Genomic DNA, 15,527 nt, shown 5'->3' on the forward strand with positions numbered 1-15,527 from the left:
GTTAAGCTGCTTTTAATGTCGAATAAGTAATAGCCGCTTCATTATCTTTTACAAAATTGAGTTCTTCTTTTAACTCCTTTAGTCCATTAATTCGATCATTTATAAATCTCCTAAAAACACATTTTACTACAAACCATAAAAATTCAGGTTTCAAATAACTAAGGACTATGATATTATCACTAAATTCATCATATTCCATAAATATTTGTTGGAATCCTTCCGGCATTGATTTAATTGTATCTTCGAACCATTTAACATGATTATCCAATGTATTATTCTTTTCTGATAGTACTTTACTCACTAGCAAAACATGAACATCTAAAAAACCAGGATTAACCGCAGTAGTTTTTAATAACATCATTAGTTTATCGTGATCTTTAGTGAATTTAATATTCTCCTTCACAAAAAACATCTCCATCTCTTCATATTTACTTTTGAGATTACAAATGTTTTTAAATCTAAGATAACGAATATGTCTATATTGAAGAAACAATGCCAAAGCTAGCATTGAAATTATTAATAATAAAATATTCATAGCATTTTTATTTGAAGTACTTCTTTAGTTTTCGGAAAAAGCCTTTATCCACTTCTTCAACTTTAAGTCTAGTTAATCGTTGATAAACTAGCTTTTTGAGGTCATAAATTTGTTGATCCTTTTCTTTAAATCTAATATTAATTTGCTGATTATATTTTCTATCACTAAAAAACGCTTTTAGTTGCCAGCCAATAAATATACCTATTACAACACATCCAATAACTAGCCCGTATTCAGCTATTATATTATCGAACAACTCACTCAATTTGTCTTTCAAATCATTACTCATAGTCAATTTAAAAACCATCAGAAATTTGAGTATACAACAACAAATTGGATCAATAATATGCATGTAATTTAATTAATAAGACGGAAAATAGCAACTTTTGTTACATTTTATCGATCTATTTGGCATAATATCGGGTACTTTTTAACTCTTTTCCGATTTAATTAACAAAATATTTCCCGCAAATTATGAAAATTGTGTTAATACACAAATTTGGTTAAGATATTTAAGAAATTTAACATTAACTAGGACACTAATAATTAATAAATAAGACAACGTTATTCATTAATTATACACAAAATGTTTGGAAAATGTTTGAAAATTAAAGAAGAATTACACATAAACAACTGATTATCAGCCGAAACATTCTCGCCCCCCAGACCAGCACTTTAACCGGACTAAGCTACTACCCGTTATTTTTCAAAGTTATTTTAAAAGAAAAAATCCCTTAGAATCTACATATATTCAGGCCGCAAATATAAATATTTAGGTTTAAATAAATATCAAAAATCTAAAAAGTTAAAACTGATGTTCAATCCTATAAAAGAGAACTATATCTAGATCTTTTCTGGTAAAAAAACTTGACAAATTGTTGAGTATAACATCCTGGAAAGTAGCTTTACCTCCACCTCTCAAATTTAAAAAATGTTCTTTCGTCTATTATAAAAAGTATCCATTTCAAAACCCCTAATTTTCTTAATATCTTTTTCATGATTTGTGTTTTATGGTTTTATAATACTTAGTAAACCACTTTTAACTCTCCTGTTGGAGTTCTGTATACATAACCCGGTAAAACACCTCCTAAAATAGCAGATTGATTATCAACATATACCTCATTATTTTTATCAGCTCGATCAAATAATATAATATCCTGCTCTCTTTTTGTAAAAGTCATATTCACAAAAATTGGATTTATAAAAGTGACTACTCCCAAACTTTCAGGAAATCGTGCTGTGTTTGTTAAATCAAAAGGTTTTGGTATAGTTCCTCTGGTTTCGAAATAACAATTTTTAAAAAGTGTGGTCCCAAAATGTGCAAGATTCATCCATCGATGTACTTTAGAATTGAAAGAATAATCAACTTCTATAATAAACTTACAATTCTCAAAAACGAAGTTTACATTTCTATCATCGGTTGTCAGGATATGACTATTGGTATTTGTCCAGTTAAACATTTCTTCTTCAATAATGATTGTTGTATTTTTTATCGTTATTGTTTCTGCTATTATTGGATCTGGGATCTGATCGTATTGGTTTAAATCAAATTCGACCCATCCTTTTACCATACCTAATTCTATCTCGTAGGAGTTTGGCAACCCATGCCTAAACTCTATAGAGGTTTCAAATAATCCGGCTTCATAATTAGTTAATGGAAAATACGCTCCTCCAGAACTATAATCTCTACTATTTACGGTGGGCCTTGCTCCTTTAAAAATATTATTATCCCATTCTCCACCATAATCATTCTTTGCATTTTGGCGAAGAAATAGTAAATCATTTCCGTTTGCACCTAATTCGATTACTACCGTATTTGGGTCTACCAAATTGGACCAATCAGAGATGTTATTAAATTCAAAAATATTATTCTTAAAAGTAGCTTTATTATCCTGGTCGGTAAACCAAGTATCAGTTATCGAAACATTATAATAGAATATATTATCTTCAAAAAGTGTTGGATAACCAATACGATCTCCGGATGCATTTCCTATACCTCTTACTTTTACATTCAAAAAATAATTATCCTTTACTATGTTATTATTAGCAGTATAGTTTATAATACCTCCTTTTAATCTATTGAGTATAAATTTGTCCTGTCTATCAACCGAATTACTTTTACCATAGATCTCATTACCTTCTATCAATACATTACGACCATCATCTGAGCTAATTGCCGTATGTATATCTACTGTGGGAGCTTCTGGCAATAATTTAGTATTAGGGAGTAAGTAATTTTTATAAATGTGTACATTTTCTGTTCCCACTAATGATATATCCCCCCAATTATTTCTGAATCTACTGTTCCTAATAGTAAGATTTCTACAGCCGCGACGTCTATCTTCTGCATTTATACCATAACCTGGCCCAGCTTTTAAACCTCCTATATTATTAAAATAAACTCCGTCAATGGTTGTATGATCTGGGGGGTTACTAAATCCATCACGACCACAATTATATACCTGTCCTCCAGAAACTATCAATCCTTCTGCATTTAAAGAAGGCCGTAATTGTAGTTCTATATTATTAATATCAGTTGGTGCTTCAATTTCTAACTCTACATAATTCCAATTCTCTTCGATCTCTACCTTTTCATAAAAATGTAATACATCAGAAATAGCAATCGGTGTACTATCTACATCATTTTTATAATAGAATGCTCGATAATATGGCTTTGATAGTCCTCCCCAACCTGAAAAACTACCGGATGTTAACTTAAACCAAGCTTTATCTCCTAATTCTTTTGTGTTTTCAAATTGAGAGGTGTTGAGCGGTAGCTTTGTTAGCGTATAAATCTTACTAGCATCTCCAGTATTTTTGGTACCATCTTCATTAATTGCTCCAACTGCCACTGTAGAATCAGTAGAGTTATCTATAAAATTAGCTCCATCGATTTGATTCATAAATTGTAGATCTGCCGTAGATATCATACCGTCTCCATAGTAGTAAGAAATATCAGGATTTTCTACTCTTCCATCAATAGCTAGTGTACCAAAATTAATACCGTGATTGTGTTCAATTTTCCCTATACCTTCAGTAGGATGTATATCATAATCTCCTTTAAGTCTTGGATTTACGATTTGATAATTCTTGGTTTTATAGATTGTTAATGTATATGTTCTATCCAGATCGTGAGGAATTAGCTGAAACGTTCCTCCTAAAAACTCTAAAGTAATATCATTGGTACCATTACCTAGTCTCCAGCCTGATGGTGGAGCACTTGATATATTGGATTGTTTTACAGCACTATGATAGAACGTCCTATTTGGCACATATAAAGTACCTGAGTTTTGATTTCTAAGATATAGTGCATTGTTAATAGCATTCCAATCGTCATAACAATAAACGGTATTTCCATTAGTTACTGAAGCTAAGGCATTAGTATGTATTCTCACCGTTGTGACGTTTATAACATCTGTTATGGTAGCATTGAGAACAGATCCTGGTACCGGGATAGTGCTTGCTCCTACAATGTGAATAGATTTACCGAGATCGCTAGATTGAAAGTTAGCCGTAGCCGATGTAAAAATGTTACTTCCTGCATTAATACTGCCATCTCTAATGGTTTTACCTTGACCTCTTGCTCCGATATTAGTAATGTATACAATATTAGGAGTACTCCAGCTGCCTAATATTTTACCCGTAGAGAAATCTAAAAACAATTTATCTCCGTTAAACTCGATTCCTGAATTAGATCCAATAAGGTTGAATCCTCCTGATGTTATTTTGCCTCCATCATCTTTTAGAATCATTCCATCTGCCAGGACTGTATTTTCTGTAAGAATGATTTCATTTTGTATTAGAATCGTCATTCCGGCATTGGCTGGATTGGATAAATCTGAGACCGTAGAAGCAATAAATCTATTATACTCAAAAGATTTTCTTTCTTTACCTATTGATCTTTGGTCATTATTCCGACCCTTCTCATTTGTGATCTCTACATAATTATCAGATCGTTTTAATTCTTCATCAAAAAAATCAGATGTTTTTTCAAAATCATCCGATTCTGTCTGAATAAAAGTGCTGTTTGCTTTTTGTGCATTTACTAATACACAAAAAATCATTCCAATTAATAGTAATGTTTTTTCCATTTCGACTCCTTTTTATTGACCATACAATTAATCAATGATCAAAACCTATAATCACATGATTAGTTGTTCGTCTGATTATTAATCAACATAAATTTGGTTTGGCGTAGGAATCAGAACTTAAAAAAGAATAATCGATACTTATAGCCATATCTCTATGACTAACAGTGTAAGAGTTCTGAATCAATAACTACCATATTTGTAGCCCTTTTAGAATACTTATATATCATTTAAACCATTACTAATTACTATTGAAGAATTACTCAAGGTAAAATTTCATGTGATATATAGAAGAGTAGCATAAAATGTATTCCCAGTCAATTCGTTAACTGTTAACGATTAATAATTTGAAGTGTCATCAGATATTCTATTAAGGGTTATCTGTAATATACTCACCTTAACAAAATCATTATATAATAAACTAAGAATCGAATGTAATGGTTAAAGTTTTCCCTCTCTTATCCATCACATTAAGTGGAAATCGCATTTACACTAAGTTACTAAATTTTGGTCTACATCCGTATACGGAAAAACCTCAAAATTTATTGTAAAAAGCACTCAAAATGAAGACAGTATACTATAGATAGTACAAGTAAACATTTGCTTTTCTTATTTTTAAGCTGAAGGATTATTACGTTCAAGAATTTTAATCATTTTAAAAGATTTAAGTAAATGAAATAATCCTGGTAGAATTACGGCTCCTCCAATAATAAGTGAAATTCCTAAAACTTTAATAACACTATCCGGAGCTATATTCTCTAATAAACTAATGCTTTTGGTTTCTGTAATAATAATATCAGGAAAATGAGATATCAGTGCTGCTAATAAAATTAAAAATACTTGTAACCCTGCAAAAGAACGACTCAAGATTCTTCTTCCTTTTTTTATAGCAAACCAAAGAGGAATTAACAATAATCCAGAAAGTAACATCGCACTTATTGAATATACATTTTTAATAAAATCTTTTACAAAAACATATTCGTTTATATAGCCGTAAACAAATGTTATTAATCCAACAACAAATACCACAATAGTAGCTATTCCCGCTTTTCTTATATAAATATTTTCTCGTTCTTCTGATTCTCCTATCAACAAAACAGAAGATAAAAACGCACACAAGGCTGCAAAAAACAAACCTATTAAAATGCTGAAAATATTAAACCAGGGGTTTATAAAGGCTTCATAGAATGATAGGGTGGTGACATCTTCAACTATTTGAATTTCACCACAGATTAAAGCGCCAAATACCATTCCTAAAAAAATGGGTGTCACCAAGCTGGAGATTTTAAACAAGGTATCATATAATTTCTGTGAATTATCAATCACCGCATCATAATGTCTAAAAACAAAAGCAACTCCTCTTAAGGTAACTCCTAATAACACAATGGTAAGAGGAATGTGTAGGTTAACGACCATTACATTATAATAAGCTGGAAAGGCTATCCATAAAATTACGATTAAGATAATGATCCAAATATGATTGGCTTCCCAGATGGGTCCCATTACCCGATAAATTGTTTTTTTCGTAATTTTTTGATTTTCTTCTGATGAAAATAGTTCTACAATACCTGCGCCATAATCTGCTCCTCCTAAAACAACATATAAATACAGTGAAAACATCAGAAAGAATAATACAACGTATAACATATTTAATGGTTTGAACGGTTAAGAACTCTTATCTGTCGTAACATTAGCCAGGTAACGGCAATAGATAAAGTCAAGTAAACAACAACATACATATAAAAACTAAATACAATTCCTGGCATTGGCGTAACTGCATCTTTGGTTCGCATAATCTTATGTATAATCCAGGGCTGCCTACCAACCTCGGTAACAATCCACCCTGCCTCCAGGGCGATAAACCCCATAGGAGCCAGAATAACAAAAAGTATCCAATACTTATTATTAGAGAACCATTTCTTTCTTCTAAGAGATATAAAATATAGTATTCCTGCAAGCATCAATATTCCTCCTATACCAACCATTACCTGAAAAGCATAATGAACCATTGGTACATTAGGTCGTTCATCCTCAGGAAAATCATTTAATCCTTTGACTTCTGCATCAAAATCTCCAAAAGCCAGAAAAGATAACATACCCGGAATGGCTATTTTATAATTAACTTCTTGCGTCTCTGCATCCACAATACCACCAATATATAAAGGAGCTCCTTTTTCGGTATTATAATGTGCCTCCATAGCTGCTAGTTTGACCGGTTGCCTCTCTGCTATATCTTTTGCAGAAATATCTCCACTTATCGGTTGTAAAATAGCGGCAACTGCACCAAAGGTAATGGCAATTTTAAATGCTTTTTTATGAAGTTCTACTCTTCGTTTACGATATACCTGATATGCATGAATTCCTGCTACTGCAAAACCAGTTGCGGTAAACGCCGCCAATGTCATATGCAAAGCTTGCGTAAACCAAGCTGGATTGAGCATCGCCGCTACAGGATCTATGTTCAAAAATTGTCCGTCTATATAGTCAAAACCACTTGGTGAATTCATCCATCCGTTTGCCGCCACTACCAGGATCCCAGACGCTACTCCAGAAAAACCAATGATAATACCAGTTATCCAATGAAACTTCTCTGGTAACTTATTCCAGCCATATAGATAAAATCCCAATGCGATTGCTTCAACAAAAAATGCAGCTCCTTCTAGAGAAAAAGGCATTCCGATTATCGGCCCTGCATGTTTCATGAATTCTGGCCATAATAACCCTAACTCAAAAGATAGCGCTGTACCAGAAACAGCACCCGTAACAAAGAATATTGCAACTCCTTTTTGCCAAGCTTTAGTAAGCGTAAGATACACTTGATCACGAGTCTTTAACCATTTATAATGAGATACTACCATAAAGAAGGGCATTACCATACCAATACATGCAAAAACAATATGAAATATAAGGGTAAATGCCATCTGGAGTCTTGCTGCATCAAGATTTTCCATAGATAAAATTTAGAGAAGAAATTAGGTTTCCAATTATGACTATAAAGATACGACGTAAAGGTGGTTCTACGAAAAGAAAATAAGATTGTTTTACCAGTGATAGGTTAAACTTTTATCAATGAATATTTAATGCCTTAGGGTAAACCCTAGTTTATAAATTCTATGGTTGACACCAATAAATAAAAAACGGATCCACAGTAATTTAGCATCAAACAATTAGAACCTAACAAACATCTTTTTAGCACCTCAACATATTGAAAGTCTAAAAGAGAAAATAAAACGGCGCCAAAACAAGGTTTCTAATAACAGATGATACCCTATTGTCTGTATAAAAATTAGTAGGGTCAATTATTCTTAAAACTAAAAAATGAAAAAATTTAGAAATCAATGGATCATAGCATCTTTAATCACAGGAGCATTCTTTATAATCTCCTGTGAAAAATCAGACACAAAAACAGAAATATTTGAAATCCAAGAAGAAGAGGGGTTTAAAAGCTCAACTGGAAATCAGGATCAAGTTCTGAATATCGGAGAGGAGGAAATTCAACAACCTTTACTCCATATGAGTTTTGGTAAAGAAATCAGTGAGGAAGAAGCAGAGCTTCATTGGAACAATGCAGTAAAAGAGTATATGAGAAAGAATCCCATCCAAAACAGAGATTATAGTACCAATTGGGGATATACAATCAGAACGTATACTGGTACTCAAATTTATAATAATACTAATGGTCTTGCTCAGGCATCAGTTAGTTTTTATACTAGCGCCGGAACACATCATACAGGTTATGTCGATCTAGATAATCCTGGTAATGATCGACAACGAGGTCAGTATGATTATTATCTTTTTAGAACATCTATAATAGGTCAGGCAGTATCTTGGGTTGAAGTTAATAATGCGCATCTTCGATTAGAAGGAACAAATGGATGGTTTGTAAAGGAATTTAACGTATATGTATTACGTTATGATCAAACGGTTCCTGCATCTGGATCGTCTTATATAATTACTGCTCCCAATATCTGGTTAGATAATGAAAATCCCAATGGTTGGGACTACTATAATACACTAAATATTGGTATTGGAAGATTAACTTTTTAATGGTTTTAAAAGAGAAAAAGAGGGCAACATAAATTTAACGCCCTCTTTTTTAAATCTTTATAAACTAAACACTCCTCAATTAACACCCAAAAAGATTCGTATCTTTAATAAGGATTCTACGTTTGAATTCATTTTTTGTTTTAATCGTTCTAGTAATGAAATCCAGGATTATACATATTTATTGCTTTATATCTTTCTGTTTCTCTACTATCTCTGCTCAGCATATTAAAACTCAAGACATCTCTACTCAAAAAAAGAAATTAGAATATCAGTTAAACACATTCTTGAATCAATCAGATTATGAAAAGGCACTAGAAATTGCTGATAGTATGAAGTTATACGGGACCCAAAACAATGACAACTTATTTATAGCTCATTCTTACGATATCAAGTCCACTATTTATATGTTTAAACAGGACATTATCAACTCAAAAATAAATTTAAAAAAAGGAATACAAATTTTTGAAAAGTATAATCATTACAGTAATCTAATCGAATTAAATGCTGCCTTAGCCTATATGTTAAGAGAAGAGGGTAAACTAGATTCCTGCTTATATATTCTTAACAAAACTCAAAAAAAATATGTATCAGATACCGTGACAAAACAAAGTCTACAATATTTTTATAGTGCCAAAGAAGTTTCACACTTCATATCAGGAAGAATTGATTCTTCACTTTACTATATATTTAAAAGAATAGAGGTTATTGAGAAGGATAACAGTTACAGATTAGGTACTGCTTATCTAACATTAGCAAAGAACTTTTACAAAGTAGATGATTTATCAAAAGCATTAACATACATAAACAAATCTCTTGATCATCTACATACAGAACAATCGAAACCTGATATTGCTACTTGCAAAGCATACATTATCAAAGGCAATATTCTATTAAAACTTAAACAATATAAAGATGTAGAAGCTATTGTAAAAAAAGCATCCAAGCTGTTAAAAAACAGAAAAATGCCTGATTATACTCTACAAATAAAAACCCTTCTTTTAAAACTCTACCAGAAGACAAACCAAATTGACAAACGACCTAAATTAATAGGTCTTGATTTAGAAGACAATAAAATAACCTCTAATAGTTTATTTAATTTTCACCTTACTAATTTAGAATATTCGTTATCAGAAAAAAAGTTGAGCGAAACATTAGACTTGATAAAAAAGTTGGAAGAATTGATAAAAAAAGTAAGTGACCTAAACTTAAAACAGTCTTTTTATCAACTATCTTCTATTTATTGGGCAGAAATAAAAAGTTTTAAAAAGAGCTACGAAGCACAAAGCCAATACCTCAGGATAAAAGAAAAAATAAACACTAGACAACAAACGTATAGAGCGTATGATTTGGATCAAAAATATCAGTTAGCTAAAAAGAATGAAGAAATAGCACAGCAAAATTTCAAAATTCAAGAGCAGGAAAATCGATTACTAAAAAGAGAAAAACATCAAACCTATCTTACTGCATCTATCATATCTTCTATACTAGGTTTTGTTTCTTTATTCTTTATATATAAACAATACCAAAGAATAAAAAAAAATGAAATACTGGCGTTAGAACATAAACAGGAAATCATAAAGCTTGAGTCATTAATTCAAGGCGAAGAAAAAGAACGAAAAAGATTAGCTCAAGATCTTCATGATGGAATCAATGGTGATTTGTCTACTATTAAATTTAAAATGACATCGATAAATACTGAACTGCTAAGCAAAAAAGAAAAAAACATTCAGCTTGATGCTATTGAAATGCTCGATAATGCCGTGGATCAAGTACGCCAAATTTCACATAACCTCGCTCCTACTTCATTACAAAATTTTGATTTGGTACAAGTACTACAACAGCTTTGCACTAAAATAAGTAGTTCAAGCGGCATAAATATTAATTTTCAATATTATGGAGATCCATTAATTCTTGATCAGGAAAAAGAAAATAATATTTATCGAATAGTTCAGGAACTAATAAACAACATAGTAAAGCATGCTAAAGCCACAGAAGCACTTATCCAAATAAATAACTATCAAAATAAACTCCTTATTACTATTGAGGATAACGGGATTGGATTCGATAAAAATTCAACTATTGATGGAATGGGGTTACAGAGTATAAAATCAAGGGTTAATTTTTTAAATGCCGGCCTGGACATCTATTCGGATTCTGAAGGAACTTCTTTTACTATAGAAGTTGACTTAATTAAAAATAAAAAAAAATGATAACTGTTTCTATTTTAGACGATCATACTATGGTGTTAAAAGGGCTTGAAACTATGCTCGAAGATTCACTTCTTATTAAAATAATTGCAACATACAGTAAAGGAAAAGAATTGCTAGAAGACCTTAATAATACTGCCCCAAATGTGCTGCTTTTGGATATCAATCTACCTGATAGTAATGGAATCGAATTATGTAGGACTATTTCCAAAAAATATCCTGATGTTTCTATTCTAGGTTTATCTAATTACAATGAAACTGGTTTTATAAAGAATATGATGCGCAATGGTGCCAAAGGATATTTACTAAAAAACACCTCTAAAGATGAACTTATCGAAGCTATTAAAGCTGTTCATAATGGAGAAACGTATTTACCTTCTGTTCTGAAAAACAAATTATTGAATGAAAGTATAGGTATACAATCCAGTTATTTTATTCCTAAGTTAACAAGAAGAGAAAAAGAAGTACTTCAATTAATTTCTAAAGAACATACGACTGAAGAAATCTCAAAAAAACTATTCATTACTATTAAAACCGTAGAAGCACATCGAAGCAATCTGATTCAAAAATTAGGTGTAAGAAATACTGCAGGATTAATTAGAGTAGCCTTTGAAAAAGGATTACTGTTATAACTTTATATTAGAAATAATCCCTCTTAGAAATATCAATAGATTACAGACCTAATATGAGGTTTTCTTATTCTGCAATCCTCTTGTTTGTTCTTTTCCTAAAATTATTTTAACAAGTTAAACTCTTATCTTATAAGAAGTGAGGATCCATTAAATATAACTTCATCATCTCTATATTTTTATTAAGAACTTTACCTTTTCTTTTATCAATAAGACCGTACATATTTATTCTTATCACATTCTTTTTAAGGTAAAGCTCTTAATAATCAAAATACCCATTGTCTCGTTTGTTAACCATTTTCTATCCGAAATAATTCTTCAGTTTGTTGTTAATAAAATCACGAATACGTCAAAAAATTTAAGCAAATTGACCATAACGGGAATAATCTACAAGGCATCAGGAAAAAAATACATTTCCTATTTATTAATTTCATGAGATCTTTACACCATCAAATTACAAGAGAATATCTCGTAGTAAATAATTACAAATAAAATCATTTAAAATTTAAAACAACAATGGAAAATACAACATTAAATTCTGTCGAAACAGCAATCGAAAACAATCTTAAACATATTCATGAATTATTAGCTAAAGGAGAATTTATTGAAGCTATGGAAACATATCTTCATGAAGAAGTAGAATTAAGAGAAGCAAATGACGCTCCTAAAAAAGGAAAAGCTTTTAATGTAAAGTTTGAGCAAGATTTTATTGACAATCAATTATCTGAATTTGTACGATATGATGTAAATAACTATGCGGTTAAAGGAAACAATTCTTTTTATGATGCTGTTATGGAGTTAAAATTAAAAGATGGTAGTACTATGCTTTCAGAACAAACTGTTGTTACTGAATGGAGAGACGGAAAAATATATAGAGAAAGATATTACCACGCTTAATACTCAGCTTTACGCTTTTATTAACACCAACCATCATAATCCCCTACCCCTTCACTTGTTCATGGAAGTGAAGGGGTTCCTTATTTCATCAAAAAACACAAAGCTTTTTGTTTATAAAAAACTGACTAACAACCTCCTACAATAATTTATTTAAAAAAACACAGCTTGCACATCACTTTCTCCTTCTTTTGTTCTAATTAATTAAATGAATTGTATATATTTGCACCCTCAAAACAAAAATATACACCTCGGGGTGTAGCGTAGCCCGGTTATCGCGCCGCGTTTGGGACGCGGAGGTCGCAGGTTCGAATCCTGCCACCCCGACAACAAAAAACCTCTGTTTTCAATTGATTACAGAGGTTTTTGTTATTGTTATTAGTTCTGAATTTACTGATAAGTATTAATTAATTTCAATATTAGTACTATTCTTAAGCTTACCTGTAACTAACCATCCACCAAAATCTTCTGAAACAGCCATTAGTAAAGTGTTTTTCCCTTTTTTAAGATTTAGATACACCGCATCAAAGAGTCCAACTGTACCTAGATAACGATAATCCCTTGACCGCCATTTATTAGTACCCCAGTACAATGGTTTTCCATTTAATATAACAACAACACGATCACTATACCCAAACTCAAAAAGTTTTAATTGATCTATATCGGATTTAATTTCAACTTTGGCAAAGACAGTGTTTCCCTTTTCATTGTTATATCGTTGTATTAACCTGGAAATATTGGCCGCTGTACCTTCTTCTGTTTTAATTCTACCCTTCCACGTTATAGAGTTAATAACAGAATCAATTTTATTAGGATCTTTTAAAAGGCTTTCATCAAACTTATCAGAAATCTGCCATTCGGGTATTAAACCTTCAATTGGTTTTCTTTCATTTGGTTTAAAGTTTTTTAATTCAGTTTTGTCTTTATCAATTTTAATATTTGCAATGTGCATACCTGTAAATCTGCCTCCTCTAAAAATTATATCGCCTTCTTTTGATTCGAGGAATAAGTTCCAGGATAAATTAGGTTCTTTTGAATTATCCAAAAACACCTGCGCTTTATTGTCATTCACAACAAGCTTTACATGAGTCCAATCATCAAACTTATAATCATAAGCAAATGAATATTTAGTTCCAAAATACAGTTGCCACGGAGTTATTCCCTTTGTCGCAGGTGCTGCCTGATTAGCATCGGGTTTACCAGAAAGATGAGGCCTCATAAACCATTGCTCACCATCATTTTCATTTACTCTGAAAAATATCCCTGGGAAAGCCTGTTCTTCCTTAAGAAAAACATCAAATTCTATGGTTCCATTTAAAAACTTAGTATCCTTAAGAGTAATGGATCCCGCCTGGAGGTAAATTGCTTCTTTACCTTTGTAATTTTCAATCACATGAGCTCTTGCTGTGATTTTCAAATTTATAGTATCTATTGGTATGGCTTTTTGTGCTTGACCTGCAGCGATGACAATTAATATTAATAACAGTGATATTTTTATATTCTTCATACACATTTCATTAGTTAATGTTTAAATACGTTGGAGTCTAGTTCTTGTTTTATTAATCAATTCATTATTAAAAAGCACGATAACTCCGGACAGAATAGATTCTTGATTTTCAAAAATCTATATATCTTGATTTATATCATGAACAAAGCCGTTCAAGTTGATTCATTGTTGTTCAAATCAAAACTTTTATTGATTTTTGTTTTGTTATGAATAAACATCCTGAATATAAATTGATTCAAAAATGTCTTCGATTAATAGAAGATCAGTTACAATGGGGAGATTCCAGATTTTGGCATAATGATGTTTTTATTGAACTAAGTGATAAAATTCAGCAACATACACATGTATTACTAAGCCCAACTACTTTAAAACGAGTTTGGGGGAAAGTTAATTATGATAGTGCACCAAGTATTAGTACTTTAAATACACTGGCTCAGTTTGCGGGTTTTTTAAATTGGAGAGATTTTAAAAATAAAGGAAACATTAAACAGCCATCCTGGATCGAACGTAAGATATCGCCAAACCTGGGTATTATTACTATATCTGCTGCTGTTATGACTATATTGTTTCTGTCGTTTTATTCAATGACCAATAAAACTAATAGCGTAAAACCTGATTATTCTCAAATTCAATTTAGCAGTAAATCTATTACCAATGGATTACCAAACTCTGTTATTTTTAACTTTAACCTGGAAGGAGTAACTTCAGATAGTCTCTTGATTCAACAATTTTGGGATGCAACAAAAACCATAAAAATCCATAAGGATCAAAAACAAGCTACTGGTCAATATTATTATCCTGGGTACTTTAGAGCCAAACTTTTAATAGATGGTAAGATCATCAAAGAACATGATCTTTTTATTAAAACTGATAATTGGTTGGGTACTATAGATTATGCTCCAATACCTAAGTATATTGAAAACACAAAATTTAAAGGGACCAAATTATCTTTTTCTAATACTATTATCAACGAAATTAAACTAAGTGATCAACCAATAATTTCGTCTTTTCATTATATAAATGAACTACCACCTATTTCAGGAGACAATTTTCTTCTTGAAACCGTCTTTAAAAATACCTATAGGGATAAGTGGGCAGTTTGTCAAAAATCATCTATTGTTATTGTTGGTACAAAAAGTGCCTATATTATTCCTTTTTCTATTCCTGGTTGTATTTCAGAAATTGGTATGATGCTAAGTGAAGTATATCTGGACGGAAAAAAAAATGACCTATCTGCATTGGGATTAGATCTATCTGAACTTAGAAACATAAAAGTTATAACAGAAAACAAACTAGTAAGGATATTTATTGACGATAATCAGGTATTCTCACAAAAATATACTGAATCCATTGGAGATGTTGTAGGCATACGCTTTCGTTTTTTAGGAGCAGGAGAAGTGACCAATCTAAGATTAGAAAGTAATAACGGTATCACTGCTTTTGACAACAGTTTTATACCTTCAAACTAATAAGAAATTGCTTGTTACCTACTTTTAAACCTATAATCATTTATCTAAATACAATTCTTCATCTACACCGTTGAATCTAAAACTATCAATCGTTCAATTTGTTCATAATTCATTTTGATTAAAAAACATTGTTTTTTCATAAACTGAAAGC

The 15,527-nt window shown here is 31.2% G+C and carries 11 protein-coding genes and 1 tRNA gene; 6 read left to right on the top strand and 6 right to left on the bottom strand.

Annotation, left to right across the window (positions count from 1 at the left end):
- Position 1: 1 nt before the first annotated feature.
- From U0D62_RS18470 to U0D62_RS18490, 5 genes are all read right to left on the bottom strand, one after another.
- Entirely contained in the window at positions 2-535 is a 534-nt protein-coding gene (locus tag U0D62_RS18470) for a hypothetical protein (RefSeq protein ID WP_322288811.1), read from the bottom strand.
- Positions 536-542: 7 nt separating this feature from the next.
- A complete protein-coding gene (locus U0D62_RS18475; protein WP_322288812.1) occupies positions 543-824 on the bottom strand; it encodes a hypothetical protein in 282 nt (93 codons plus the stop codon).
- 736 nt (positions 825-1,560) lie between these two features.
- The gene (locus U0D62_RS18480; RefSeq protein WP_322288813.1) at positions 1,561-4,626 is read right to left on the bottom strand and encodes a right-handed parallel beta-helix repeat-containing protein; all 3,066 of its coding nucleotides are present in this window, start codon (positions 4,624-4,626) and stop codon (positions 1,561-1,563) included.
- A gap of 612 nt (positions 4,627-5,238) precedes the next feature.
- Positions 5,239-6,270 carry a cytochrome d ubiquinol oxidase subunit II gene (locus U0D62_RS18485; RefSeq protein WP_322288814.1) on the bottom strand — a complete coding sequence of 344 codons (1,032 nt, stop codon included), beginning with the start codon at positions 6,268-6,270 and terminating at the stop codon, positions 5,239-5,241.
- Positions 6,271-6,272: 2 nt separating this feature from the next.
- Positions 6,273-7,574 carry a cytochrome ubiquinol oxidase subunit I gene (locus U0D62_RS18490; RefSeq protein WP_322288815.1) on the bottom strand — a complete coding sequence of 434 codons (1,302 nt, stop codon included), beginning with the start codon at positions 7,572-7,574 and terminating at the stop codon, positions 6,273-6,275.
- Positions 7,575-7,941: 367 nt separating this feature from the next.
- Here U0D62_RS18490 and U0D62_RS18495 point away from each other — a divergent pair, with 367 nt between their 5' ends.
- From U0D62_RS18495 to U0D62_RS18515, 5 genes are all read left to right on the top strand, one after another.
- Complete coding sequence (locus U0D62_RS18495; RefSeq protein WP_322288816.1) at positions 7,942-8,670, top strand: hypothetical protein; 729 nt, start codon at positions 7,942-7,944, stop codon at positions 8,668-8,670.
- Between the two features lie 155 nt (positions 8,671-8,825).
- A complete protein-coding gene (locus U0D62_RS18500; protein ID WP_322288817.1) occupies positions 8,826-10,880 on the top strand; it encodes a sensor histidine kinase in 2,055 nt (684 codons plus the stop codon).
- Complete coding sequence (locus U0D62_RS18505; protein ID WP_322288818.1) at positions 10,877-11,509, top strand: response regulator transcription factor; 633 nt, start codon at positions 10,877-10,879, stop codon at positions 11,507-11,509. The genes U0D62_RS18500 and U0D62_RS18505 overlap by 4 nt, the downstream gene beginning before the upstream one ends.
- 513 nt (positions 11,510-12,022) lie before the next feature.
- Positions 12,023-12,403, top strand: a complete 381-nt coding sequence (locus U0D62_RS18510) for a hypothetical protein (RefSeq protein ID WP_322288819.1) — start codon at positions 12,023-12,025, stop codon at positions 12,401-12,403.
- Between the two features lie 249 nt (positions 12,404-12,652).
- A tRNA-Pro gene (locus U0D62_RS18515) sits at positions 12,653-12,727 on the top strand.
- 76 nt (positions 12,728-12,803) lie between these two features.
- Here the strand turns inward: U0D62_RS18515 and U0D62_RS18520 are convergent.
- Positions 12,804-13,907: a hypothetical protein gene (locus tag U0D62_RS18520; RefSeq protein ID WP_322288820.1), complete on the bottom strand. Its 1,104-nt coding sequence runs from the start codon at positions 13,905-13,907 to the stop codon at positions 12,804-12,806.
- A gap of 206 nt (positions 13,908-14,113) precedes the next feature.
- Here U0D62_RS18520 and U0D62_RS18525 point away from each other — a divergent pair, with 206 nt between their 5' ends.
- Positions 14,114-15,376: a hypothetical protein gene (locus U0D62_RS18525; RefSeq protein ID WP_322288821.1), complete on the top strand. Its 1,263-nt coding sequence runs from the start codon at positions 14,114-14,116 to the stop codon at positions 15,374-15,376.
- The last annotated feature ends 151 nt before the right edge of the window (positions 15,377-15,527 follow it).

The sequence above is a fragment of the Aquimarina callyspongiae genome (assembly GCF_034322225.1).
In the GTDB taxonomy this organism is placed as follows: Bacteria; Bacteroidota; Bacteroidia; order Flavobacteriales; family Flavobacteriaceae; genus Aquimarina.